This is a genomic window from Paenibacillus guangzhouensis (assembly GCF_009363075.1).
Taxonomy (GTDB): Bacteria; Bacillota; Bacilli; order Paenibacillales; family Paenibacillaceae; genus Paenibacillus_K; species Paenibacillus_K guangzhouensis.
Map to the genome: position 1 here is coordinate 2,083,609 of NZ_CP045293.1, position 24,417 is coordinate 2,108,025.

The following is a 24,417-nucleotide window of genomic DNA, read 5'->3' on the forward strand; positions in this document are numbered from 1 at the left end:
GGTCTTAACAAAGTTAAGTATAGCGAGCAATGCTTTTTCATCCCATCGATTTATATAACAAAAAACACGCTTTGAACATGACAAGGTTGTCACAAAGCGTGATTATTCATTCCTTATACATCATCAAGCATGTGAATGCCTTGCGGTGAAAACGTAATCGTAAACGTCGTTCCGACACCAAGCTCTGAAGCTACGGACAACTCATGACCAAGTCTGCTGCATATTTGTTTGGCTAAATAAAGTCCCATGCCTGTCGATTCTCCAGCGACTTGCCCGTTCTCTCCTGTAAAAAAAGGATCGAATATTCGCGGCAGATCATGAGGCGCGATCCCGCTCCCCTCGTCGGTAATCATCAGCTTACTGCTTGAATCCTGCTGGTCCAGACAGAAAATGAGATGTTTTGTCCCCTGTTTGTCCTTACTGTATTTGATCGCGTTACTGACGATTTGATTCAAAACAACCGTCATCCACTTTCGATCTGTCTCAGGCCATGCTTCGCCTTCGATTTGCGGAATGACAGAATGACGAAGACAAAGGCGTCTGTGCGTAATCAATACTTCGTGAATGATATCATGTAACGGTATTTTAGCCAGATGAAGATCCATCTCGAATCTGTCAAGGCGCGCGGTATACAGCAGCATCTCCAGCCCCTTATTCAACCGATCCGTCTCTTCGAACAAGCTCAGGATCATCTCTTGTTGTTCTTCTTCAGACATAGGCTGCTGTGTCACGGCTTCTTGCAAGAGCAGATCAACCACAGACAATGGTGTCTTCATATGATGGACCCACTGCATCACAAAATGATTATGCAGCTCCTGCTGCCGTCGATAGGTACCGAGTTTGTTCAGATACGTACTATTCTGCTGATTCAACAATCGAACGACGAGTTGCTGCTCAGCCGTAACAGCAAACGGAGCGATCGCTCCCGTCTGAAGCTCGCTCTCTCGTTCCATCGCATGACGTAGCTGCTTGTAATATTCCCGCTGCCGAACGTAGTCGATCGTAAGGCCAAGTACGACGGTGAAAGCAGCCGCACCTATGAAGTAGTACATCGTACTTAACTCCATGAATTCTGGATTGCGAGCATGTTCTAGCAACATAAGACAGGCGCCAAGCCCTGTAATAAAAAAACCTGTAAGAATAAAAATGATCCGGTCGCGAATGAACATCGCTGCTGTCATTATTTTCATAGATCTATCTTTCCCTGAACTTCATCGAGGAGCAATTTGTAACCTAATCCTCGTACCGTCGCGATCGCGTTCGGAAGCCCCAGCTCTTCAAGCTTCTTGCGTAATCGTCCCACATTGACTGTCAGGGTGTTGTCATCAACAAACTGTGTATGATCCCAGAGCGTTCCCAGGAGTTGGTCACGCGAGACGGTTTTGCCATAATGCTGGAGGAAACATTCCGTGAGCAATTGTTCGTTTTTCGAAATTTGGGTTCTGCATGTATGATAGATGAGCTCATTGCGGCTGAGATTCAGTCTTAACCCATGGACATGCAATTCGTTCTCTGGAGAAGCAGCAAGTCCAGTTGGAGCCGAGTAGTCTCCATATACTCTTCGCAGAACCCCTTTCATTTTTGCAATGAAGAGGTCCAAATGGATCGGCTTCGTAATATAGTCATCGCCACCATTTTCGATCGCCATCACCTGATCCATCTCCCCTGCGCGCGCTGAGATGAAGATGATTGGGACATTGGACTTCATACGTATTTGTCTGCACCAATAGTAACCGTCGAAGTACGGCAGGTTAATATCCAACATAATCATATGCGGTTCATACACCACGAACTCCGGCATAATATCGCGAAATTGTGATGCACATGTGGCTTCATATCCATACTTCTCTATATTCCTCTTCAAGACAGCACTAATCTTGCTATCATCCTCAACGATAAATATCCGGTACATTTGCTTCCTCCTTGTGCTCCCCTGTTAGCCAACTAATAGTATATCAGATTGTTGCGAAACTGGAAGAAAGGGCAACGTACTCATTTAGGTTAAAGGCTTCGAATGAAACGGATTGCGAAAAACAAAAAAACCGCTTACGCGGTTATTCGAACACGGGCCATTTCATTTTATAGTGTCATATAAATCTACTTCGAGCATGTTGCTACTTTGATCCACATCTGACGCTGAAATCTCAAGATGCCAAGCGTTAAGCACTCTTTCATATTGATTGCTTTCAATCCAGTGATGCAGCTTATGATATGTTTCTCTTATTTCATTATTGGGCCCGAGGTGCGTCATTACGGCATACTTTTGTGGGGGGACGACGAGATGTACCATGCCATCAGGTACATCTCGAATCTGGTTAACTTCAATACATGCCCAGTAACCATCTTCCTCTTCGGCATGATCCGCGACTTGAAATGCACCTATAAATCGAATAGGCTTAGTGATATCCTTAATCTCATTCAGCCTGTTTTTGAGTATACTCATTGCTTTTGGAATTTCATGGATATACTGGTCACCAGGACAAAGAACTCTTAGACCTACTAACTTCACCTCTTGAAGTTCAACGACATTCATATACTTCACACACTTTCGATTGGAATATATACATCAACTTCATCCGGCCAATGCGGATTCTCGAACGTGTATATTTCTAGTCCCATGGCTCTTTTGTTGTTACTCATGCCCTACGTTACTTTCTTAAATCGAAAAATACATACGGGCGGGATCTCGTTCCATTCGAACTTTCCTTCTTCCTTTTCCTTCTTGAAGCTTGGTTCCACCTCGCATACATGTTTTCGAGATTATAGATAACGTCCATGTGTGACAGATAAATCAGATCCCCTTTTACAATGAGCATTAAAGTAGTATTGGCTCCAGATGTAATAACCCAATTTCAACGGATGTATCTATATAGCCAATGATCTGAACAAACGTAAAAACATTAAGTTTTTCATTCATAACAATATCCTTCTCGTACGCCATATCCCCTAGAACATAAGGAATGAAATCCTTAACTTCTTTGGAACTAACCTCTTGCAGATCAATGATTGCAGGAAAATAACGTAGCTTTTCTATCAGCTCATCTCTAACATCGTAGTATTCTAGCAACTTTCCATTAAGTAATCGAAAGTCATTATGGTATAAATGATATAATTCTTTGTCCGCTTCCATTCTGTTTCTCAGCCAAGGGAGATTAAATCCTTTTAGCCAGATATCATCCGCGATTAAATGTGTAAAATACCCTAAGACATATAGACTTTCAGCATTTGCACGATATTTATGCAGAAATCCGTGATAATCAACATGTCTCGTATAATCTTGAATTTCACCTTTAAAGAAATGTGATGCATCTTTGGATCTAACAGCATCCGGAGCGACGCTGCCAAGCAAAAATGGTGTTCGATCTTCGATCGACAGGCAATCCGCGATCTTATTCGCTATGATCAAGTGCATAATTCTTGAACCCATACATTCCATCACCTTTGAAAGATAATTTATCGAATCTGCTCCGTTTGTTACATTCTCCCACCTACAGATTTAAGCCCTTGATTTCAATGATTTGTTCAATATGTCTTTGTTCATGCATGTACAATGATTTAACCCATTCAATTAATAACATCTCTTTAAAGACGGGATGTACAAAATGTCTTCTACTCAGCAATGATGGGTCATCTAGCGTGTTTAATAATTCAAATAATTTCTCTCTTGAATTTTTAAGCTTATTAATGATTTCTTGATGTTCAAACATTTCATCCATTGGCTTAGCAATGTCGGGTGCTTCTAACTTCTTGCTGCGATCAAGTAGAAACTCTAATGGTTTTTTATCTATGATAGAATCCTCATTGCTCTTTAACCCTTTCTTTATTGCATAGACATACAATTCTTCAGTCTTACTTAAGTGCTGGCATACTTGACCTATACTCCAACTGGTTGAGTCTTTACGTCTGTTTAATTGATCACCACTCAAACCATTCAGAATTCCCAACAATTCGTCTCTTGTATCAATCAATTTTTGATTGATTTCCTGAAGTTCCATAGCATACATCCTCTCATTTATTTGATCGACCAATTCTTCAATCCCTAGACTTTCAGCATCGATAATCATATCTGCATACTTTTCATATATCGGGCATCTTTCCTCATATAACTGGCGTAATGATTGATGATCTCTTATCACTACGCCTCTTTGTTTTGCATTTTCCAAGCGTGCTTGTATCGTTTCGTAATTTAATTTGAGATAAATCACAGTACCAATTTCTTTTAGATGTTTCATTGCGTCATTTCCATATAATACACTGCCTCCAGTTGCAATTATGGAATGATCTACACATAATGAGGCAATCACACGATTTTCAATGGAAATAAATCCGTCGATCCCCTCATGAGCGATAATTTCTTTTAGAAGCCGGTTTTCTTTTTTTTGAATGACGAGATCACTATCTACAAATTCATAACCTTTTATTTTCGCCAAAATAACGCCAAGCGTGCTTTTTCCTGCCGTCGGCATACCGATGAGTATGATATTCTTCATTTCTTATCCTCAATATCGTGTTAAATTCTTTTGCTTTATGAAATCTTCTTTAATCTCGTCTTTCGGATCCCAAATTGACCACGTAGCTTCTAATAAATTTCCTTCGTTATCCCTGAAATAAAAATACTTAGCCTCTCCAGTGCCTAATGTATGTAATTCTTCAACTTCTATTCCTCTGTCTCCCAATAGTTTGTGTGTATAATCAATGTCAGGACAGTTCAGTGCCATGATCGGAAACGGTCTTTCATTTCTTATAATTTCCATGGCTTGCTTGTTGGTCGTTTCAATCAGTAACAATGCAATTGCGTTCTTGTGCGGGTGATGTAAGACTGCAATAAATGAGCCACGGTCTTGAAACTTATTCATTAGTTTAAAGTCTAAATTCTCCGTATACCATGCTATGGACTCGTCAATTCGTGTTGTTGGAACATAGACGTAACCAATACGTGAAAATGTAAAATCTTGATTCATTTGAAGCACTCCTTCAGCGTTTATTTTGCACTTGTTCCCTTCACTTCTAGCTCACAATCTAAATGGTTATTCCCTTCAAGTTGCATAAGAAACAAAAACCCACCTTCAGATTCCAATCTTAGGTGGGTTTGCTTTCTCTTGTTGTTTGTAATGTGTATCTATATTTTACCTTTATTTACAACTACGTACAAGTGTTCTTGTTGTTTATTGGTCTACATTGGTTTTATTTATTTACTTAGAGTTGTCCTGTTCTAATGCTTCTCTATAAAGGAATATAGCCCGGTAATAACTACTCTATCATTGTCCTTCTAAAGTCACTTTGTATTTCCCAGATTTCTTTTAACGGTATTGCTGCTTTAGAGGTATTTTCAATATCCCTACCTTGTTTCGTCCACAAATATGGATATATTGATATTCCTTGATCGCTGGTTAATTTCTTGACATCCTCTAACCATTCTCTCCATCGAAACGATTCATAGTATTGGTTCAAATCACCATACATAACCCAATAAAGGAAGTCTGTATATCCTTTTCCCGTGTCCTCCCACACCAATGTATCAGGCGCAAAATAATATACATTACGAGAATCACGATCAAACTGGCCTGAATTCATAGCAAATATTCCTCCGACTTTATCATAAGCAACAACAAATCCTTCTTCGAAGAGAGATCCATGATTATTATCAATGAGAGAACCATAGATCTCTGAATGTCCTGAACCAAGTATGTACAACCATCCATGATCAACAACTAAACCACCGCATTCTAAAGCTATTGCACCCATTGTAGATTTATTGGATATTTGTAGATTATAGAGAACTCCCTCTCCATCAATCCTTGTATTCTGAAGCACGTGTACATGTGTTTGTGAATTACGAATCCAATCTTGAATCATCGACCATGCATTTTCATTAAATATGAGTTCAGATATTGCCTTCATTATTCTTGCTCCTTAAATCGTTCGTAAGAGATAGGATGAATCCGATTATTCTGGATTTTTATCCTCCAAAGGCAATTCGATATCCATCAATATCTTGAATTGTAAATTCACTAAAAAATTCATTCAAATCCGGTCCTCTTACAATGGTGATATCCTTCGATTTGATCTCTTCTAATAATTCCCTGACATTTGTGTAACAAAATGCATCAAAGTACAATCCACCTTCAACAGATGAATTTGGTCTTACATCATTTGGATTGACGGCTTGATGAAGAATAAATGTAACCGTGTCCCTTGTCATATGTACATGTTGAATCTCGGGTCCACCAACTAGTTCATAGTTGAACCCTAAGGTCTTATAAAAACGAACCGATTGTTCAATATCTCTCACAAGCAATACGATTGAAGGGCCAGTTAATTTTGCTTTTTCCACTTTGAATAATCTACCTCCGCAAAAAGTTTATTTGATTTCATCTGTTTCAGTTAACTTTATTGTATTAACGAACCCGATTTGGACAATCTCTTTGCAAAAATCACTGAAAATAAATTAAATACAATATGTAATATGAGCGCAAACAAGATCGATCGTGTCATCTCCGTCATGGCTCCCAACAAAACCCCTCCCAAAAAAGCAATAATAATAAATTTAATGCTTTGCGCTGATAATTAATACTGCAAGTGACAGATTGCGAAGAGAATCGCGGAAACAATAACTGGCGTTGATACAGACATATAAAATACTTCTATGATTTGGGATGAGGCAAAAATCTGCTGTAAGTTTGGTAAAATTAATCCTCTAAAAATAATTTCCTCGATGATTGGATAAATTAGTAGTCCAAATATCGGTAGTGCCTTTTCATAATTAGTCAGTGTCTTAAAAGAACTAAGATAATGATAATCAAAGCCCAAACCAATACAGTATATTTCTCCATTCTTCTTAAATGAGTTTTCTTATTAAAATTTCTACTAATTTATATGAGAATGTCAGCAGCAAGGAAATGAATAATATTAGATACATATAACCCCCTCGAAAATCAAGCATTTCTTAGATTTACGATTACGTTACTACAATCTGCAAACAGTAATCTCAATCGGTATATCTTTAAATTCTTCCTTTAATATTTCCTTCACGCGCCCCCATTGCAACTTGTCAAGACCACATCCAATTTCCGGCATTGCCAATTTACTGATTGATTCATTCACACATGACTCTTTCATTGATCTTACTGCAGCTGTTAAGGTTTCATATGTTGGCTTATGCCAGTATTTACTCTTTGTAATTAAATTAAATACTCTATCTACCTTATAGCATTTTCCAACTTCTAACTCATTTTTTGTCGCCCTTTCCTGCAGCGAAGACAACTTAAACTTCTTTCGAAAAAGTACTGCTATTCCAGCTCCCATTTTAGCATCAGCAGAAATGCAATGAGCTAAAAAATAGTCTTCTGGCATTGTAAATAAATCTTTCTTAATTTCTATCAATTCCATAGATTTCACTCCACTGTTATTGTTTTAAGGGATTCCGTGTAACGTCTCAGTATTCACGACGGCGAAAACCTTAAGAATGCTTATTCGGAACATACGTTCTTATTCATATTATACTACTATTTTCCATAAAGTTAAGCTAAATTTTAAAAAAACATCTATTTTTATTTCAATATCACTTTCCACTTAGAAAATCCATATATATTCGTACAAGTGAACTTAGAATCTCTACACTTTCAATAACATCTTTGGTTTCCAATGCATGATTTGCATTAGGAATTTCTATTACTCTTCTGTTATTCGTTACAATGATTTGACTTTCCAGCTCTTTATTAAACACTTCATCCTTTGTTCCGTAAATCACTAGTCCGTCGGATTTGTTAATATAATCAATTGTGCCTTTGATCGGTGTCAAGTAGATATGTTTTATCGGAATACCCAATTTCTGATGAACTTCCCCAGCTACTATTGTCCCTATACTCTTGCTAATAAATATGACCTGATCATATTTATTAATTATTCTGTGAATTGATTCTTTACTTTCTTCTATTACAATGGGAAGGTCAATGATATCTAAATCAGTTCTTCCTGCTTGATAGCCGTACTCTAGAACCATTAAATCAAAGCCACTTTGAATTGCGGAAATTCCAGCATAATGTAAAATTGGTTTGTCACACGGATAATTTTTTCCTGGAAATAAAACAACTAGTTTTGAATTTTCCTCTTGAATTTGATAATGCCTTTGTTTCATTTCCGTTTTCCAAAATGAAGGCACCGTTACAGTATCTAATTTCATAGTTTTTCATCCTTTCATCCTTATCGTGACGGGACCATCAGACTTGTAACTACTTCAAATTAACCTAAAAAATTATTGGATCTTTTAGTTCCGACCATTGCATTTTAGGGTTTTCATCTTGATCGATTGTTATAGTTCCGATCATTATTTCAGTTTTATTTATATTGTTTTGATAATGCTCTAACATGAATTCTATTATCTTTGATGTATGTAGTTCTTTTAGCTCCTCTATATCCTTCCAATACAACTCGCCTTCGTCCGAAGTTACATATTGTGTTCTTATTGTTTTTCCAAAATATACGAATTGTTGTCTGATTTCATCATGCTTTATTCGAATTAAGATATATCTTAGTTTTAACTCATTGATTTCAGTAGCCTTTATTCCTGATTCTTCATAAATCTCTCTGAAACAAGCCTTTATTGGATAGTTCAATTCATCAGATTCCATATGCCCGCCCAATCCAGTCCAAAAGGGTTGGTTCGTTAACTTACTCGATTCTTTCTTCATAAGAAGAACTTTGTCTTCATTAAAAAGAAAGGCAGTTGACATTTGCCGTATTTCCATCCTCATCATCCTTATGTTAGTAGGTTAAGTACAGATTCGTACATCTTTCTGTTAACGTTCATGTCTCTACGAATCCAAGAGGCTTGAGGCTCGTACGCGTCGAGTCCGACGGAGTTAGCCTTGCAATATTCTAATTCAGGTTCTTAGTATGGATTTTCTATCATTCTTTAAATCTTCAATTAAAGGCCTCTGTACAGTACTTATATCTTCAACTTTAATTTCTTCTATCGATTTAAACTCCAACTGTAATGACTCTTGCTCTTTATCTGCATAAATAAGTGTTTTATTATCTTTAGCAATTCTTCCTGTTAAGTCCGCTTTTGCATTAAATATAAACATAACAAACACAACTTCGTTTCCATCTGGATACTTATATTTCATCCGTGAACCGCTATATACAGTATGAAGTTCATAATGTGTTACTACCAAACCTGTCTCCTCATGAATCTCTCGAATCATCGTCTCTTCAATAGATTCACCTGCATTCATACCGCCACCAGGAAGCCCCCAGTCACCATAATCAGATCTTCGCTGTAACAATATCCTACCTTGATCGTCTCGTATGATTGCACCGCCAGTTACTAATATTTTCATCTTGATTAACCTCTCTGCTATATCTTTATTTTACTCTTTACGTTAGTTTCAGCTAACGTTATTGTATTCACGTAACTAAAAGGCTTAAGGCTTCGAAGGAGCCTGCTGCGCTTGCGCAAGTATCCTCGCAGGGTTGTCCGCCTATGCGCTGTAACTGCCTTCTATGACTTACTAACAAAAATCAAGATATATACAAATCGGGTTTTTCGATCACCAACCCATATTTCAATTTTGACAATGTCAAAAGTCGATCATAGATAGCTTTGGTTTCCTTGCTACTTCTAAGTGTTAGATGTTCAACGTTAATAAGGCTTAAGACAGGCGTCATATCCTTACTTTTTAGCCTTGCAGTTAGAAACCTAAAAAACCTCAATTGCGGCATGTTGTTCAAAAAATCCAATGTATCTACATGAATGTATTGTGGGCCAAGTCCATCGCCCTCAATCGAAAGGCTTTCCAATTTACTAAGGTTTGCTAACGCACCGTAATCATTGATTTTTTGGAAATTCTCAATAGAGAGGGCAACAAGATTTGATAACGATGCGATGGGGGCAATACTTTGCACACTTGCACCTGACCCGATATGTAGAAATTCAAGGCTTTGAAGGTTTTCGAGCCTTGATATGTCAGGGTATACTCCCCATTTTATCGACAGTTTTTTCAGTCTTTTTTGTGCACAAACAGCATTAAATAATTCTTGTGGCATTCGTGTGCCAAATGACAATTCTTCAAAAGCCGTAGGACTTTCAAATAGAAAATTGCACCACTCCTGCAAAACACGTTTTTTCTCTTTTTGTGTTTTGTATTGCGGTGTAAAGCTATCCCCAAGCTGAGTGCAGTTTATTGTCAGTATCGTTTCTCCCTGATATTGTGATACCTCTATAACAGATTTCGGTTGTGACTCATCCCTATGGTAATAGTCAAAGCCGTATTTAATTTGTCTTTCAGTAAGTACTGGCATAAGATATTTCTCCCTTTCTAAGTTTGTATACCAAATTCGCTTTACTTACAAACATTGTTGGGTCCGCGAACCCACGCTCTAGCACATTTTACCACATTATATTAATCCTGGTTATTGCTATTGTCTGACCCCATTGACTTCTTTTTCGCATCAACCAACTGTTCACTGACCACTCGCCATTATGTAACCCAGACACAACTACTTCCTTACAAAACGAACAGGCCACCCCACCAAGGCAACCTGTTCGCTCTTTCTTCATATCCAATTCTCCAGCGCTATCGAATGGACTTATATAGAACCTTTCTCTCCTTGGGCAGTTTGGCATATTTCTCTTGATAGAGTTGAAGAATCCTCCCTGCACCCATCTTTGCAAGTTCCTCCTGAAAGTCATCCCAATCCTTCTCCATTCCGAGTTCCCCGGTGACGAATTGGATACTTTTGTCTCCAAATGGATTGGATGTAGCGATTGGACCGCTTCGCTTGAGCTTCGCCTACGGCTGTGGTCGATGGTTTCCTCATGAAATTCACCTCCTTTTTCGAATTGATTGTGACTTGAATCATACACAAGATATATGACAACGCTTCCAATGGCAATGGATAAAAGATTAGAACCTATATAAAATGTTAGATTTGCGTATATACAATATATTAGCCGGGTTAGTTAATAGCTGGTAGCATAGGCTTTCTTCAGCCAATGTCAAAAGGCTGCCCTTCTCAGGACAGCCTTTTTCGTGCTATACATTCAAGCTATTTATTCTACCATCGTACTATCACAATAATCATGCATCATCTGAACCTTCATCTCTTCCACCGGGAAATCACCTGGATAGGTCGTCATCATTAACATCGCGCCTTGAAGCGCAGCAGAGAATTGGAGTGATCTCATGCGAGGCGACGGCACCCCTAACTGCTTGAAAATCTTGACTTGCACTTCGAACTGCTTACGTGACTCTTCATTCAATTGCGAACTATACGTTGCAAGAACGTGATCATCTTCCGGCTGGGTTTGCAAGTTCAAGAAGAATCGGTAAATGTCTGGACGAGCACTTACATTATCGATGGCTCCAGCAACAATATATCGAAGCTGGTCAGCAGGCGTCTGTTGCTCCAAGGCTGTCTTCATCACTTCTGTCACTTCTCCAATTCGAACCTGAACCATAGCGGCCAATAGCTCTTCTTTTCCTTTGTAGTAATTATATAAGAGTCCTTTCGATATCTGAGCTAACTTGGCAACATCATCGATCGACGTGGCATGATAACCTTTCTTCACGAACAACGTCATTGCTGCCGCATGAATTTTCTCCTTCGCAGCTTGACGAATGCGCTCATTTTCTTCCGGGGTACGTGGCACGGCTATATTCTTCCTCCATAAATTCAGTGATATGTCGGCATAGTTCTTCAGGGTGTGTTAACATTGGCATGTTGTCTGCATCTTCCATTTCAATAAAACGAATATCCGGAACCGCTTGAAAATATTCCGCGATGCGCTGTTGATCGGCTGCATCTTTCTTGCCTATGATATAACAAGTTGAAGCGGCTAGCTCATGTAGTCGCTCAATCGCTGGCGGCTGCGGCCATACGGATTCCCACGATCCCCATTTCATCATTTGGGATAAGTTATGTTTCAACATTTGCTCCATCAGATCACGTTCAGGGGTAGTCATGACAACACGATACGAGCAGGCTTTTAATGAGATCTCCATCATCGCATCGACATTCGGGAAGACGGCCTGGGTCTCCTGCATCCGCTCAGCCAGTGCCTCGCTAGGAACATAGCCTGATAATTCTGATCCAATCAACACAAGTTTATGCACGAGTGATGGATACGTCAAGGCAAAGTCGGTCGCGATCCGTCCACCGATCGAATGGCCAATAATCGTGGCTTGCTCTAACTGGAGATGGTCGAACAACTCGCGCAGATCTTCAACATAGTTCGCCGGCTCCGTCGGAGAAGGCGATTTCCCGCAGCCCCTCCCATCAAATGCAATGACTTTGTAGTGCTTCGCTAGCATCGGCGCTGCATACATCCATTCCCTTACATCTGAACCTCCACTGTGTACGAGTACAACGGGTTTCCCTTCACCTGATACCTCCACATGCAAATCCATGAACAAATCCCTCCCGTGTATGGCGTCATATTTACTGAGAAATAATATGTCAAAAACGTCGATATATCAAGGTCTGGTTTCATAATTAGTGAGAAGATTAATGAGGACATTTCTTCAATACAATCATAATTTTCATAATTATTGAGACAATCCGCATTCATAAAATGTATACGATATACATTAAAATGCATAACACCAGTAATCCTACATAATTTTCATTACTGTCAGCAAAATAAAACACCGTAATAACTTATAAATAAGTTACCACGGTGTTTTATTTTGTAAATTATTAATCTACAAATATATTAACTAGTATTTTGGTTATGTCTCATAAACGCTCTTCATTTTTGTTTAATACTAAATAAGGGCTTATAAATTAACGTTACTAGGAGTAAGTTCGAAAATATTTAGTATATTTAAACCAACTATGGATAGCGAAGAAATATCTAATACACAGCTAATATTTTGTCGTTGACATTTTTCATCATAGAAATCAAGTACAAAAACCTCAGTTACATTATTTCGTTTAATATCCATCTAATCCCACTCCTAACTTAATTATATTTTTATTATGTTCAAAATTTTATTATTCTATACATCAGATTAGCGATAAAGACTTATGATTATCAAGTTTATCTTCTCGAGTTGATTTCGTTTACTCACTCGACTCATTAATTCGCAGGGTTTCTTCCTGTAGTTAACTTGTTTTAAACTCCACTACATTATTAACCATCCTGCCAGTTTAATGAATGGTAGCAGTTATTTGTTTTTTATTGATTTATAGTATCCCATCATTAACTTAGGCCTTGCCATTCTCTTATTCTAGAATAAAAATAATCTCTCATTGCTTTTTCTTTTTGTATTGTCATAAGTATGTATCTTTTTTGCACATCAACTACTCTTCTTATACCATTGAGTTCTTGTTTCTTTATAAAACCTTTCGCCCTAATTTCATCCAAACTGTCTAAATTAATACGGGCACATTTAAATATTGTCTTCTCATTAAAAAGTTCAAGAACATTATCTGTTCTATAATTTAGGGGACTTTCCAACAATGAAAATGTACCAAACTCAAAAGTAAATCTTTTTGATGTTTCTAACTCTAAAGAGACAACAGCCCTTAACTTTTCGCTTTGCCATATATTATTTAATTGCACAAATCTATTATTACTTTCTTTCCACATAGCAACTTTATCAAATAAACTTATCTCATCAACCTTAAATTTAAACAATGGGATATTTTCAGTCTTTTTAAAAAGATTACTTGGTGTAAAACGCAAGTATCTTTTTCTTTGAGATGGAATATTTGCTAGTGCTCCTAATTCCATCTCAGATAGAACATTGTTTTTTATAAATGTAACAAGCGGTAGTAACCCCACATTGTATAGCAACTCGTTTAATTCTTCATGATTGTAATCATAAACCTTATAGATTTTAAACTCTCCAACAACACCTAATTCAGTCCATACAATGCGTTTTAGGTCTAGACTTTCTTGCTCTTCTCGAATTAAGCTTTTTAATATACGTAACCTTTCTTCTTCCTGTTTAAGATCCATATATGAACCATCTAAAATAAAACTCTTTATGTTGTCTAGGCTCAATTAACTCAACCCTTCTAAGAATTTTATACACCTACTAATTTTATAACTTGAAATAGTACTTTTCCTCCCATCTTTCATAACAAGAGTAAAATCCTCCTTAATTTCCTGCTCGATGGACTTATTGCATACGTATACTCTCCCAGACAATCCTGCAACAACTTATTTACATCTATAATTTGAAACAATACTTTATGGGAATTAGTTACTTTAATTGGTGTAAAAAGCCTACATTAGCGATATTTTGAACGGAATCTGTGGTCACTCCGATAATCAAACCAACTTCTTTATTAGCTATCAAAGACTGTCTATTTTTCAAATAAGCATCCAGCGTCCTTTTCTCACCTTTGTTGACCGTGTATATATTTCATTTCAATCTGTAGCTCATGTTTATCAATTCATGAAGTTTTTTCGTATGCAATACCTGTATTCTGTCTCACTTCCTCACTTCTAACGTTCTGTCTAGTAGCTAATAATTTTGGGTTCCTTTTGAAGACAGAAAAATCTTTTCTTACTCTACCTTCATCAATCAGTTCAACAAAATAGGCATTGTATGCCTTTTGAACCCAAGTAAAATCTTGATCATAAAAAATGATATCAAAGGCTTTCAGACATTCATATTGGTGCTTTCCTTTATTTCGACAGAAGAAATGATCCAGAACGATATAAAAATGTTTTGGAAAATCTAAGTACATCCAATAAACATTTGCAAATGCATTTGCTAACTTATATCCACTTTTTTCACCCATTGAACGGTTATAAAAGAAAGTTAATTTTTCGGTAGTCATCTCTGTATAATCAACGGCACCAATAAGTAGATGAAGACTATAGTAAGCTAATCGAACAAATTGTTCAAAATTACAATTCGATATAACATTGCATTCTTTTTTCCAAAGATTTATTGTTAATTGTTGCTGCGACTCAATAAAAATAAAATTGTCAATCACATCACTGGAAGCTGTATTTTCGTAACTAAATGAACATATCTCACATCTTCGATTTGTAAAGGCTCTCAAGTTAATATCATGACCGCACTCAGGACATTCATCTATCAACAATAAGTTATGCTTAATACATAAATGAATTGGCATGAAACACCATTCTGTACGATGATAATGATTTTCCTGAATACATATTGGACAATATTTCACTTTGTTCTTCATAATTATTTTTAAATATAACTCCGATCCAAAGAAGCTTTGTAAGTTGTATCCATTCTTTTCAGTAATCGAATCACTTTTTATTAATATTAAGTCTGCTAATTGTTGTAGTGTTTCAAACTGAAATTCATTATTTTGTGCTTTGTAAATTGATAAATTCATAAAATTAATCAGATACGAAAAACGATAATTATTCATTCTAGATACTCTGTAAAGAAAACCTGATAAACTTTCATTACATCGGATAAAAGGACGAATTAGAGTCCGAGTACTTTCCATTTTCATTTCTTCCAACTTCTTCTCTTACGATTCTTTAGTTGTTCTTTTATCAATCGTATCCTAGCTTGGTAATTTTCATAACTTTGTTCATCTGCGATCCCATTATTTGAAATACGGTATGCTAGTACTAAATTTCCGTCTTTTAACAAAACTAGAATGTAGTCATTATTATAGAGGTCAAAGTAAATTGGAATGCTTTTTAAATCTGTACCATACCACTGTTCTCTAATAGCAATACTGCATGAGTAAAAAAAATCATTAAAGAGAATCCCCTTTTCCGTTATCTCAGCTTGCTCAAGTGGGAATAAGTCATGTAATTTCTCCACGTTTTCTTACCTCCTATTAATCTATTATCTATATGATTTCCAAACAATAGATTAATAATACATATATATAGTATTTACTTTAAAATACTATTTTTCTGCCGTGTTTATCTGAATGCTGGTTGACTACACTTCAATTAGAGGTGTAGCTTATGTCTGATTCAATTTTGAAATTAATTGGCAAGCGGATACGGGATTTGCGAAAAGAAAGAGGATTGTCACAGGAGCAGTTAGGAGAGTTAGCCAATTTAAATTATACATATATTGGGGGAGTCGAACGTGCTGAAACCAATATATCCGTACTTAACCTTGCGAAAATTGCCAATGCTTTGAATGTTGGCGTCTATGAATTATTTTCATATACGAGGCTAAGCAATCAAACAAAAGGCAAGTCTCATGATATGGAACAAATCATAGATCTTCTCCTATCACTAAACCCTAAAGAAGTAAGAAAAGCAAAAAACATTTTAATAGAGGTTTTTGATAAAAATTAAACGGCGACCCTAGAGAGGTCGCCGTTGGTGTTCAGATAATTCTTGAGCATAATAGTGTGCCAATTGCAATAGGTCTTTAAAATAGATGTCCTCCACTCGAATCAGAATCTCAAATCCATCCTATCACAAAAGATAAGGATGAGCAGTGTATCCTAATACACTGTACATCCTTCAAATATAAATTAGGACTTCATGACATACGTCGCGATGGAATGCGCTGGCAATGAGTGCGAAGCGATGTGCTCGCCAAAGCCCAGTGTGAATGGATGGTCATGATCCGATTCATTCATGACGACGACTGCGATACGGCCATCTGGGTTCTGGAATGCCGTCACGTATATACCCTTTGGGTTCTGATCTGCATGCAATCCGATACGTACAGCTCCCGGTCGAATAAATTTGCTGAAATGCCCGATATAATAAAACGAGCTATTATAGTGAAGAGAATCTGTCACCGTATCCGCGATAATCGGCGCATCACATAAGTTGTTGACATGATTCGGTCCACCTGTCTCATCAAGCACGATATTCCAGTCGAGATAGCCCTCTGTCCAATTGTTCAAGTCTCCGATCATGTTACGTCCATAACGTTCACCTGTGAACCATTCACCAAGCTTCACGCCTCCCTCTTGGCAGCCTTCCGTGAACAACAAATGTTTGTCAGGGAATAACTCATGGATCTTGCCGACATTCTCGAATTCCTCACTAACATACCAGTGGAACCCAGTACCCCATATATATTTCGCTGCTTCCGAGTCTGAGAGCACCACCGATGCACGTTCCACGATAATATCACGGTTGTGATCCCAGAAAAGGATGTTCACGTCCTGCAATCCTTCCGCATGCATCACTGGTCCGAGGTGATTCTTAATGAAATCACGTTCCTGTTCTGCTGAGTAGATGCAGGAATCCCAAATTTGAACCGCATCCGGCTCATTCTGGACGGTTATTCCCCAGATGGGCACCCCTTCGGCTTCATATGCACGAATGAATTTCGTGTAGTACCGAGCCCACACTTCAGCATACTCTGGCTTCAGATGACCGCCGTGATTCATCTCCCCGTTCGTCTTCATCCAAGCAGGTGGACTCCATGGCGAGGCTAGCATCGTAAATGGGCTGCCTTTGACATTCGCCGCATCTTTGACGAGCGGTAGTACCCACTTGTGATCACGCGAAATATTGAAGGTTTTCAATTCCGTATCATGATCCTCGACATACGTGTAATTCTCCAGCGCAAAATCACAGCTATGAATATGCACACGCCCTATCGTGTAGCCCAGTCCATTCTCCTGATCATAATAGCTGCGAAGAACTTCCGCTCTTTTCTCCTTACTCATACGAGACAGCGTGTAAGCAGCAGCTTCAGTGAAAGCACCACCGAACCCAAGAATTTCTTGATATCTGACCGTAGGATCTAACTCCAAATCTGCAGATTGGCCTGCTTGGCGTCGTGATACTACCGCCGTATCCTGCTCTTGAAGGCGGGCATCTGAATCTTTGGATGTGAGATAAGTTTTCAAAACCGTCATTGGCATAAATCTCCTTTGTTGTATGTATCGTTTGTCTACGAATTCGAACCCTCTTCAATTCCATCTACCATTTGAACGTGACGGCGCCTTCGCCGGAAAACGAGTAAATGAATGTTTATGAATCGTGATCGGCGCTTCAACAGTCCTAAATGCGTCTAACATCTGGATTTGCGGCTGTACAGCCAGAATATACTACTAATCAATCATTGTCTCCCACACATCTACCCGTTTCATGGGCGTGATTCTGTTCAGATGACTATTTCAATCCTTTTTCATCCGCGTATGCCGCAACTTGTTTCGTCACATAATCTAACACTGCATCTACGCCTGCCGTTTTCAGCTTGCTACGATAGGTCTCAATCGCTGCATCCACGTCAGGAACCAATCCCATCATGAGCGGCTGACCATACTGCTGGAATACCTGGTTTACAGCAGCAAGCTGTGATTTCACCGGCTGATAATCCATCATGATGGGTGCGAAAATATCCGGCTTGCTGATTGCCTTAAATTCCTCAATAAGCTTATCTTCGCCTTCCCATCTGTCTTTAGCTGGATGTTCATTTTTGATATTTCTCCAACCCCAGCTCGCGATACCATAACCTTTCACTTTCGCTGGATCTTGACCCGGTGCTGGCGATACAATCGAACCGTCTTTGGTGAAATCGTAGTTGCGGCCTTTAATACCATACGTCATCAGGTTGTAATACTCTGGATCGTTACGAAGCTTCTCGAGCACCATCAGCGAGCGCTCTGGGTTCGCTGCACTCTTCGGAATCGCCATTCCGTTATTGATACCAAGGTTCGGAACCACATAATTGTGGAAGTGTGTGAATGGGAAGTACGTTAGCTTGATATTCGGATTATTTTTCTTCATATCCGTAATAAACCCGGCTGCTCCCGGCGCATTCCTCCAATAAGCTGCTCCTGTACCTGCCTTGATGAAATCGCCTGGTTCTTGTTGAGCCGCGAGTGTGCTGGAAGTCCAGAAACCTTTATCGGCCCATGTCTTCATGCGCTTCACAAAGGTAACGAATTCATCCGTGAATGGATAAGCGACGACATCACGCGGCGTATCATACGATTTTGCGACGATGACACCGCTGTCCCCGCCAATATTTTTAAAGTCATAGTAGTAATGGAACAAGGTATTGACCTCATTCCACGCTTTACCATTGATCGGCGTAATCTTTTTCCCTTTCTTCACGCCTTCATAATACTGCTCCATCGTATCCAAATCTTTGATTTCTGGGAGATTGAGCTCTTGTCTCCAGTCATCGCGATAGACGATCCCGTCTGGTGTGTACTCGGGGTATGTGCTTGGCACAGCTAGAATTTTGCCCTGGAAGGTTACATCCTTCCAATCTTGTTCAGGTACAGTCTTCCATGTCTCTGGTGCGTATGTAGGCAGCAGATCCTTCAGATCTAGAAAAGCGCCCTGCTTCGATAATTTGAAGAAATCCGCCCACGAAGAGGCAAAGACCATATCGATTTTCTCACCCGATGCGAACAACAGATTGTATTTGGTCTGCCAATCATTCCACGTCATGAAATTCAATTTAACGGTTGTATTTAGATCTTTTGCGAGCATCTGGTTCCACTTCTCAATAACTTGCGGGCTGTCTTTGTCCGCATCCCCAACGAGATACCAGTTCAGTTCAACTTTCTTCGAAATATCCGGCTTGCCCGATTCTGTCTTCGGTGCTGCTGCCTTCGTTGATTCATCATCACCGCTACCGCCGCTGCACGCCGCTAGAATCCCTGCCATTAAAGAAACCATTAAGAACACAGACAACATCTTCGTCAGTCTTTGCTTCATTTCGAATGCCCCCATTAGATTTAGATTTGATATGTTAGCCGGATGCCCGGGATTAACCTTTCACTGCGCCAATCGTTAAACCTTTGACAAAATAACGCTGCATGAACGGATACAAGAAAATAATCGGACCAGTTACGACAATCGCAACCGCCATCTTGAGCGATTCGGTAGGCGGCTTGAAATCCGCCGATAAGTTCGCAGCTACACTCGTCTTCAATACCGCTGCACTCGCGAGAATTTTGTAGAGCAGGAATTGCAGTGGATATTTGGCTTCCGTCGTTATAAAAATGTTCGCAGAGAACCAGTCATTCCAGTAAGCAAGCCCCAAGAACAAGCCGATCGTTGCAAGCCCCGGTGTGGATAACGGAAGAATGAGCCTCGAATAGATCGTGAACTCGCCTGCGCCGTCAATTTTGGCCGACTCAACAATGGACTCTGGAATCGATTTCATGAAATTCTTCATTAGAATGATATTCCAAGCGCTAATCATCATCGGGACCAATAAAGCGAGATAACTGTCTTTCCAATCCAAATATTTCACAACCAAGATATACCATGGGATCAAACCGCCGCTGAACAAGGTGGTGAAGTAGATGAAGAAGGACAACGAGTTGCGATATTTGAAATCTTTGCGAGAGAGTACGTATCCCGCCATGGAGATGAAGAATAATCCCAGTAGCGTCCCCATTGCGGTAAGACTGATCGAGACAAGGTATGCTTTGAAAATTTGCTGTGGGTTGCTGAAGACTGATTGATACGCGCTGAACGTGAATTCCGATGGAAAAATCTTAAATCCATCCCGCACGATCTCCGCCTCAGACGAGAAGGAGCCGGATATGATAAGCCAGAACGGAAGCAGACATACAAGACTCAAGATACTAATCACGACATATCCGACAATATTGAAGAGCAATGTCGATCGATCTGTACGAATTTTCATCGTGCACCTCCTAGAATAACGCGTAGTCTTCGCGTGTTTTTTTGATAATCCAGTTTACACTCATGACCAGCACGAATCCGAAGAAGGATTGGTATAATCCCGCCGCTGTACCCATGCCAATATCGAAGTTGACGGCGAGTGAGCGATACACATAGGTATCGATAATGTCCGTCGTCTCAAAGAGCATGCCGTTGCTACCAATGATCTGATAGAAAAGATCGAATTGGCCTTTGAGAATACCGCCTAAGCTAAGCAAAATGAGTAGGATAAAGGTTGGTACGAGCATGGGGATCGTGATATATCGAATCCGGTGGAAAATGTTCGCGCCATCAATCTTCGCCGCTTCATGATATTCATCACTGATGCTCATAATCGCAGCCAGGTAAATGACCGTACCGTAGCCTAGTCCTTTCCAGACGTTGAAGAACACGATAATATATTTCCAAGGTTCGGTATTCATGTAGAAGTCATAGGTATGCATGCCAAACTGTTTCAACAGCGCATTGATGACGCCCGTCTCGGTGTTGAACAAATTGAATACAAAAGCCCCCACGAGCACAAATGAGATGAAGAATGGCAGGAACATTATCGATTGTGCCGTCTTTTTGAACCATTTCCCTGCCAGCTCGCTAAGGAAGATCGCACAGATAAGCTGAAGAAAATTCCCAATGAAAATAAATGCTAAATTATACAAAACCGTATTCTTGGTCAATGAGAACAGTGCCCCGGATTCATACAGAAACTTGAAGTTCTGCATGCCGACGAAAGGACTGCCGAATAGACCCCCCTCAAAATTGTAATTAGTAAAAGCATAGTAGACTCCGACCATCGGAAAATAGCTGAACACGACGAAAAAAAACAGTACGGGGGCAATCATCAAAAATAATATTTTGTTCTTACGCAGCTCCGCAATAAATCCGGACATCCATTTTTCCTTCCCTTCTCATCTGTTATCATTCAATCTGTAAAATATGAAATCGATTTCATCTTATTGTAAAATTGAAAATCGAATCGTATAAAAACCCCTTGTTGTTCGAAAAACATAACTGACCGAGCGATTATATTGAAATCGATTTCATTTTGTATTATAATAACAGTACGCCTTGTTTGTCAAACATAAAATAAATCGGAATAGTGAGGAAGTACGTTATGGATGCAAAAATCATTGATGTCGCTAAAAAGGCTGGTGTATCACCCGCTACGGTCTCTAGAGTTCTAAATCAAACCAGCAGCGTATCAGAAAAAACGAAGAGCAAAGTGATGACCGCGATCGATGAGCTGGGTTACCACCCGAATGCTGCAGCCAAAAATTTACGTTCTCAGAAAACACGGATGATCGGGGTCATTGTAGCTGATATTAATACGTCCTATTTTACGGAAATCATTAAAGGAATCGAGAATATGGCTTATGCCAGCAATTACAACGTCATTATCTGTGATGCGGAGAACCAGGCGGAGAAGGAAATGGAGTACCTGAATCTGATCATGAACCGGACGGTTGACGGTCTCATTATGGTGTCGCCAACCATAGCGGACGAGCAGCTGTTCCAAATCGCGGACAAGGGTTATTTCATCGCAGTCATCGGCCGGCATGTGGATCATGACCGTATCCCTTGTATTTATACAGATAATGTGAAGTTCTCTCATACGGTGGTTGAACATCTGCTCGGGGGAGGCCATCAGGATATCGTATTCCTCAGCGGATATCCGACGGCGATCGATAGCTACGAACGACTCGAAGGTTACTTGAAAGCCCTTCGTGATCACCATATTCCATTCCGTCCAGAGCTCGTCGAGAACGGGAACTTCAACGAAGTCGGCGGCTATGAAGCGATGATGCGCTTATTCGAGAAGAAATTGCAGTTCACGGCCGTGTACTCTGCCAATGATGAAATGGCACTGGGTGTCTACCGAGCTTGCGCCGAAGTCGGTCTCGCAATTCCAACGCAGCTCGCCGTTGTCGGCGTCGATAATAATCGAATTAGCAAATATATTACTCCGACGCTCAGTACGGTAAATCAGCCGAAATATACGATGGGTGCACTGCTCGTAGAGAAATTGATTGACCAGATGACTGAGAATACTTATCCAGAGAAGCGCGTTTTTGTACTCGATTCCGAGCTGATCATTCGCAATTCTTCGAATGTACCGATGAGTAAGTAGCGTTGGACGAATAAAATTACTTTCCTGCCCGTTACTTCAATGAAAACAGCAGCTGGTCGTTTGACCAGCTGCCTATATATCATGATTCAACTATCGTGTCCCATTATCTTTACGCTGCAAAATTTCGACTGTACAGCGCCAAAACAACTGAACAATTGATTCTCCTCATGATGCCTAACCTTCACATTTTTGCCATCTCTATTTGAAAATGAATATTACCGACCAAAGTCAGGAGTGAGCATTGAATGTCCTATCTTTCGTTAAATACATGGAGCATCCACCGTAACCTAGGTCCAATTCGCTGGACCTACTGGGATGAAGTTAATCAGAAGCATGCTGTTCATCTCGATCCACAGCCTGAAACGACGACACTGTTAGAACTACCTGCCATTCTGGCAGCCAATGGCTTTAAAGCTGTTGAAATTTGCCACTTTCATTTCCCGAACACTAATCCCGACTATTTACGTCGACTGAACGACGCTTGTCAGGATGTGAATATTCTATTTCATACTCTTTTACTGGACTACGGAGATATCTCGTCGGATGATGTGGGCCGAACTAAGGCTGATATGAAGCTCATACAGGATTGGATCGATATCGCGGCACAAGCAGGCGCCAAGCGCATCCGTGTTATTGCTGGCGAGGCTTCCCCCGATAATACTGAAGCACTTAACCGTTCTTTAGAAAATTTGACAAGCTTGGCCAGTTATGCGAAGCAACGCGGCGTTCGCATCGTTTCGGAAAATTTCAAGTTACTCACCTCAACAGCTGCCAATTGCATCGAGATTGTACGTCGTGGCAACGGTGAAATCGGTATGATTGCCGATTTTGGAAACTTCAGCAAAACGACAAAAACCAAGGATCTTGCCCTTCTTTTACCCTACTGTGAATCCGTCCATGTCAAGCCCGAATTCGATTCTAATGGATGTCCAGACAAAGAAGAATTCCGGAAACACCTGAATCTGTTGCGCACCACCAGATATAACGGTCCACTTACTTTGATCTATGAAGGTCCCGGAGATATGTGGGAAGGTGTGGAACGAGTCAGAAAGATCGCAGAAGAATATCTGTAGAAATAACACTAGAAAACATGACATTGAATAAAAGGGTGATTTCATTACAGGAAATCATAGCAGTTACTAGGTTTGATGATTTCGATGATTCATTGTTTGAACAAGTTATTTCCAGGCTTCCGAAGATCAATCAAGAAAAAATTCGTAGATACCATCGAATCGTCGATAAATATCGCTCACTCTAGGGTGCTGAATAGAAACGTATATTCGCCCTAAGATGCCTGATTATGGGATTTTCAGAAAATGAGATCTTTGTTTATCTTTATATATCTTATTTTTTTGAAGGAGAGTCTATCAAGGGTTGACCTCAACTGCCCTTAACGGAGTTTGCATAATTCGCACTAATCTGCCCGTTGCTATGAACGTTTTTGTCAAATCCACGTATTTACTAATCAAATGTCTTCACCGAAACACTAAGCGCGAGAGTAAATAAGCGAGCGACGGTCGGCACGCTGCTATCCGTGGGTTGGTTACCACATTCTATGCCTTCGTCAAGGAGAGCTTTTACTAGCTAGCAACGCACATTCGGATTATTTATCCTAGTGCAAACGGGCGCTCGTATGTTCTCTCCCGAACCTTCGTTTACTCCCGGGCCTAATGTTCCGGTGTTTTTCCTTAGAGTCTCAGTGCTT

Annotated in this window: 27 protein-coding genes and 1 pseudogene; 3 read left to right on the forward strand and 25 right to left on the reverse strand. The window is 39.7% G+C overall.

Annotation, left to right across the window (positions count from 1 at the left end):
- Window positions 1–113 precede the first annotated feature (113 nt).
- From GCU39_RS09425 to GCU39_RS09520, 21 genes and pseudogenes are all read right to left on the reverse strand, one after another.
- The gene (locus GCU39_RS09425; RefSeq protein WP_152393277.1) at window positions 114–1,190 is read right to left on the reverse strand and encodes a sensor histidine kinase; all 1,077 of its coding nucleotides are present in this window, start codon (window positions 1,188–1,190) and stop codon (window positions 114–116) included.
- Window positions 1,187–1,912 (reverse strand): response regulator transcription factor, encoded by a 726-nt coding sequence (locus GCU39_RS09430; protein ID WP_152393278.1) that lies wholly within the window; start codon window positions 1,910–1,912, stop codon window positions 1,187–1,189. The genes GCU39_RS09425 and GCU39_RS09430 overlap by 4 nt, the downstream gene beginning before the upstream one ends.
- Before the next feature lie 162 nt (window positions 1,913–2,074).
- On the reverse strand, window positions 2,075–2,533 hold the full coding sequence (locus tag GCU39_RS09435) for a GyrI-like domain-containing protein (protein ID WP_152397162.1): 459 nt from the start codon (window positions 2,531–2,533) through the stop codon (window positions 2,075–2,077).
- 282 nt (window positions 2,534–2,815) lie between these two features.
- A complete protein-coding gene (locus GCU39_RS09440; protein ID WP_152393279.1) occupies window positions 2,816–3,427 on the reverse strand; it encodes a zinc dependent phospholipase C family protein in 612 nt (203 codons plus the stop codon).
- A 61-nt stretch (window positions 3,428–3,488) separates the two neighbouring features.
- Window positions 3,489–4,490, reverse strand: coding sequence for a DinB family protein (locus GCU39_RS31890; protein ID WP_152393280.1), 1,002 nt, complete (start codon window positions 4,488–4,490; stop codon window positions 3,489–3,491).
- 9 nt (window positions 4,491–4,499) lie between these two features.
- Window positions 4,500–4,961 (reverse strand): VOC family protein, encoded by a 462-nt coding sequence (locus tag GCU39_RS09450; protein WP_152393281.1) that lies wholly within the window; start codon window positions 4,959–4,961, stop codon window positions 4,500–4,502.
- Window positions 4,962–5,250: 289 nt separating this feature from the next.
- Entirely contained in the window at window positions 5,251–5,901 is a 651-nt protein-coding gene (locus tag GCU39_RS09455; RefSeq protein ID WP_152393282.1) for a DUF2625 family protein, read from the reverse strand.
- Between the two features lie 58 nt (window positions 5,902–5,959).
- Window positions 5,960–6,334, reverse strand: a complete 375-nt coding sequence (locus tag GCU39_RS09460) for a VOC family protein (RefSeq protein ID WP_152393283.1) — start codon at window positions 6,332–6,334, stop codon at window positions 5,960–5,962.
- A gap of 56 nt (window positions 6,335–6,390) precedes the next feature.
- A pseudogene (locus GCU39_RS32495) lies at window positions 6,391–6,810 on the reverse strand (CPBP family intramembrane glutamic endopeptidase).
- A gap of 156 nt (window positions 6,811–6,966) precedes the next feature.
- Window positions 6,967–7,389 (reverse strand): macro domain-containing protein, encoded by a 423-nt coding sequence (locus GCU39_RS09475; RefSeq protein ID WP_152393284.1) that lies wholly within the window; start codon window positions 7,387–7,389, stop codon window positions 6,967–6,969.
- Between the two features lie 172 nt (window positions 7,390–7,561).
- Complete coding sequence (locus tag GCU39_RS09480) at window positions 7,562–8,182, reverse strand: alpha/beta hydrolase (RefSeq protein WP_152393285.1); 621 nt, start codon at window positions 8,180–8,182, stop codon at window positions 7,562–7,564.
- Between the two features lie 64 nt (window positions 8,183–8,246).
- Window positions 8,247–8,747 carry an NUDIX domain-containing protein gene (locus tag GCU39_RS09485; RefSeq protein WP_193726842.1) on the reverse strand — a complete coding sequence of 167 codons (501 nt, stop codon included), beginning with the start codon at window positions 8,745–8,747 and terminating at the stop codon, window positions 8,247–8,249.
- Between the two features lie 135 nt (window positions 8,748–8,882).
- Window positions 8,883–9,341: an NUDIX domain-containing protein gene (locus GCU39_RS09490; protein ID WP_152393287.1), complete on the reverse strand. Its 459-nt coding sequence runs from the start codon at window positions 9,339–9,341 to the stop codon at window positions 8,883–8,885.
- A 181-nt stretch (window positions 9,342–9,522) separates the two neighbouring features.
- Window positions 9,523–10,302: a leucine-rich repeat domain-containing protein gene (locus GCU39_RS09495; protein WP_152393288.1), complete on the reverse strand. Its 780-nt coding sequence runs from the start codon at window positions 10,300–10,302 to the stop codon at window positions 9,523–9,525.
- 387 nt (window positions 10,303–10,689) lie between these two features.
- Entirely contained in the window at window positions 10,690–10,821 is a 132-nt protein-coding gene (locus GCU39_RS32250) for a hypothetical protein (protein ID WP_265333502.1), read from the reverse strand.
- A 232-nt stretch (window positions 10,822–11,053) separates the two neighbouring features.
- Window positions 11,054–11,653, reverse strand: coding sequence for a TetR/AcrR family transcriptional regulator (locus GCU39_RS09500; protein WP_152393289.1), 600 nt, complete (start codon window positions 11,651–11,653; stop codon window positions 11,054–11,056).
- Window positions 11,628–12,410: an alpha/beta fold hydrolase gene (locus tag GCU39_RS09505; protein ID WP_152393290.1), complete on the reverse strand. Its 783-nt coding sequence runs from the start codon at window positions 12,408–12,410 to the stop codon at window positions 11,628–11,630. The genes GCU39_RS09500 and GCU39_RS09505 overlap by 26 nt, the downstream gene beginning before the upstream one ends.
- A gap of 369 nt (window positions 12,411–12,779) precedes the next feature.
- Window positions 12,780–12,947, reverse strand: a complete 168-nt coding sequence (locus GCU39_RS31455) for a hypothetical protein (RefSeq protein ID WP_193726843.1) — start codon at window positions 12,945–12,947, stop codon at window positions 12,780–12,782.
- Window positions 12,948–13,204: 257 nt separating this feature from the next.
- Complete coding sequence (locus GCU39_RS09510) at window positions 13,205–13,966, reverse strand: hypothetical protein (protein ID WP_152393291.1); 762 nt, start codon at window positions 13,964–13,966, stop codon at window positions 13,205–13,207.
- A gap of 440 nt (window positions 13,967–14,406) precedes the next feature.
- Window positions 14,407–15,453, reverse strand: coding sequence for a TniQ family protein (locus tag GCU39_RS09515; protein ID WP_321575645.1), 1,047 nt, complete (start codon window positions 15,451–15,453; stop codon window positions 14,407–14,409).
- Window positions 15,450–15,773, reverse strand: a complete 324-nt coding sequence (locus GCU39_RS09520; RefSeq protein ID WP_152393293.1) for a hypothetical protein — start codon at window positions 15,771–15,773, stop codon at window positions 15,450–15,452. The genes GCU39_RS09515 and GCU39_RS09520 overlap by 4 nt, the downstream gene beginning before the upstream one ends.
- Before the next feature lie 149 nt (window positions 15,774–15,922).
- Here GCU39_RS09520 and GCU39_RS09525 point away from each other — a divergent pair, with 149 nt between their 5' ends.
- A complete protein-coding gene (locus tag GCU39_RS09525; RefSeq protein ID WP_152393294.1) occupies window positions 15,923–16,264 on the forward strand; it encodes a helix-turn-helix domain-containing protein in 342 nt (113 codons plus the stop codon).
- 182 nt (window positions 16,265–16,446) lie between these two features.
- On the opposite strand, the gene GCU39_RS09530 is transcribed toward GCU39_RS09525, so the two are convergent.
- The 4 genes from GCU39_RS09530 to GCU39_RS09545 form a co-directional block, all read right to left on the reverse strand.
- Window positions 16,447–17,793, reverse strand: coding sequence for a glycoside hydrolase family 30 protein (locus tag GCU39_RS09530; protein ID WP_152393295.1), 1,347 nt, complete (start codon window positions 17,791–17,793; stop codon window positions 16,447–16,449).
- Between the two features lie 256 nt (window positions 17,794–18,049).
- Window positions 18,050–19,609, reverse strand: coding sequence for an extracellular solute-binding protein (locus GCU39_RS09535; protein ID WP_152393296.1), 1,560 nt, complete (start codon window positions 19,607–19,609; stop codon window positions 18,050–18,052).
- Window positions 19,610–19,661: 52 nt separating this feature from the next.
- On the reverse strand, window positions 19,662–20,549 hold the full coding sequence (locus tag GCU39_RS09540) for a carbohydrate ABC transporter permease (protein WP_152393297.1): 888 nt from the start codon (window positions 20,547–20,549) through the stop codon (window positions 19,662–19,664).
- Window positions 20,550–20,559: 10 nt separating this feature from the next.
- Window positions 20,560–21,474, reverse strand: coding sequence for an ABC transporter permease (locus tag GCU39_RS09545; RefSeq protein ID WP_152393298.1), 915 nt, complete (start codon window positions 21,472–21,474; stop codon window positions 20,560–20,562).
- A 224-nt stretch (window positions 21,475–21,698) separates the two neighbouring features.
- Between GCU39_RS09545 and GCU39_RS09550 the strand changes: the two genes are divergently transcribed.
- The gene (locus GCU39_RS09550) at window positions 21,699–22,712 is read left to right on the forward strand and encodes a LacI family DNA-binding transcriptional regulator (RefSeq protein ID WP_152393299.1); all 1,014 of its coding nucleotides are present in this window, start codon (window positions 21,699–21,701) and stop codon (window positions 22,710–22,712) included.
- Window positions 22,713–22,957: 245 nt separating this feature from the next.
- Entirely contained in the window at window positions 22,958–23,785 is an 828-nt protein-coding gene (locus GCU39_RS09555) for a sugar phosphate isomerase/epimerase family protein (protein WP_152393300.1), read from the forward strand.
- Window positions 23,786–24,417 lie beyond the last annotated feature (632 nt).

Bases quoted from the DNA above. Each gene is read 5' to 3' on its own strand.
- GCU39_RS09535 (WP_152393296.1), bottom strand. From the start codon at position 19,609: ATGAAGCAAAGACTGACGAAGATGTTGTCTGTGTTCTTAATGGTTTCT.
- GCU39_RS09440 (WP_152393279.1), bottom strand. From the start codon at position 3,427: ATGGGTTCAAGAATTATGCACTTGATCATAGCGAATAAGATCGCGGAT.
- GCU39_RS09425 (WP_152393277.1), bottom strand. From the start codon at position 1,190: ATGAAAATAATGACAGCAGCGATGTTCATTCGCGACCGGATCATTTTT.
- GCU39_RS09450 (WP_152393281.1), bottom strand. From the start codon at position 4,961: ATGAATCAAGATTTTACATTTTCACGTATTGGTTACGTCTATGTTCCA.
- GCU39_RS09475 (WP_152393284.1), bottom strand. From the start codon at position 7,389: ATGGAATTGATAGAAATTAAGAAAGATTTATTTACAATGCCAGAAGAC.
- GCU39_RS09435 (WP_152397162.1), bottom strand. From the start codon at position 2,533: ATGAATGTCGTTGAACTTCAAGAGGTGAAGTTAGTAGGTCTAAGAGTT.
- GCU39_RS09430 (WP_152393278.1), bottom strand. From the start codon at position 1,912: ATGTACCGGATATTTATCGTTGAGGATGATAGCAAGATTAGTGCTGTC.
- GCU39_RS09545 (WP_152393298.1), bottom strand. From the start codon at position 21,474: ATGTCCGGATTTATTGCGGAGCTGCGTAAGAACAAAATATTATTTTTG.
- GCU39_RS09530 (WP_152393295.1), bottom strand. From the start codon at position 17,793: ATGACGGTTTTGAAAACTTATCTCACATCCAAAGATTCAGATGCCCGC.
- GCU39_RS09555 (WP_152393300.1), top strand. From the start codon at position 22,958: ATGTCCTATCTTTCGTTAAATACATGGAGCATCCACCGTAACCTAGGT.
- GCU39_RS31455 (WP_193726843.1), bottom strand. From the start codon at position 12,947: ATGGATATTAAACGAAATAATGTAACTGAGGTTTTTGTACTTGATTTC.
- GCU39_RS09455 (WP_152393282.1), bottom strand. From the start codon at position 5,901: ATGAAGGCAATATCTGAACTCATATTTAATGAAAATGCATGGTCGATG.
- GCU39_RS09540 (WP_152393297.1), bottom strand. From the start codon at position 20,549: ATGAAAATTCGTACAGATCGATCGACATTGCTCTTCAATATTGTCGGA.
- GCU39_RS09490 (WP_152393287.1), bottom strand. From the start codon at position 9,341: ATGAAAATATTAGTAACTGGCGGTGCAATCATACGAGACGATCAAGGT.
- GCU39_RS09505 (WP_152393290.1), bottom strand. From the start codon at position 12,410: ATGGATTTGCATGTGGAGGTATCAGGTGAAGGGAAACCCGTTGTACTC.
- GCU39_RS09480 (WP_152393285.1), bottom strand. From the start codon at position 8,182: ATGAAATTAGATACTGTAACGGTGCCTTCATTTTGGAAAACGGAAATG.
- GCU39_RS09515 (WP_321575645.1), bottom strand. From the start codon at position 15,453: ATGAAAATGGAAAGTACTCGGACTCTAATTCGTCCTTTTATCCGATGT.
- GCU39_RS09495 (WP_152393288.1), bottom strand. From the start codon at position 10,302: ATGCCAGTACTTACTGAAAGACAAATTAAATACGGCTTTGACTATTAC.
- GCU39_RS09485 (WP_193726842.1), bottom strand. From the start codon at position 8,747: ATGGAAATACGGCAAATGTCAACTGCCTTTCTTTTTAATGAAGACAAA.
- GCU39_RS31890 (WP_152393280.1), bottom strand. From the start codon at position 4,490: ATGAAGAATATCATACTCATCGGTATGCCGACGGCAGGAAAAAGCACG.
- GCU39_RS32250 (WP_265333502.1), bottom strand. From the start codon at position 10,821: ATGAGGAAACCATCGACCACAGCCGTAGGCGAAGCTCAAGCGAAGCGG.
- GCU39_RS09510 (WP_152393291.1), bottom strand. From the start codon at position 13,966: ATGGATCTTAAACAGGAAGAAGAAAGGTTACGTATATTAAAAAGCTTA.
- GCU39_RS09550 (WP_152393299.1), top strand. From the start codon at position 21,699: ATGGATGCAAAAATCATTGATGTCGCTAAAAAGGCTGGTGTATCACCC.
- GCU39_RS09525 (WP_152393294.1), top strand. From the start codon at position 15,923: ATGTCTGATTCAATTTTGAAATTAATTGGCAAGCGGATACGGGATTTG.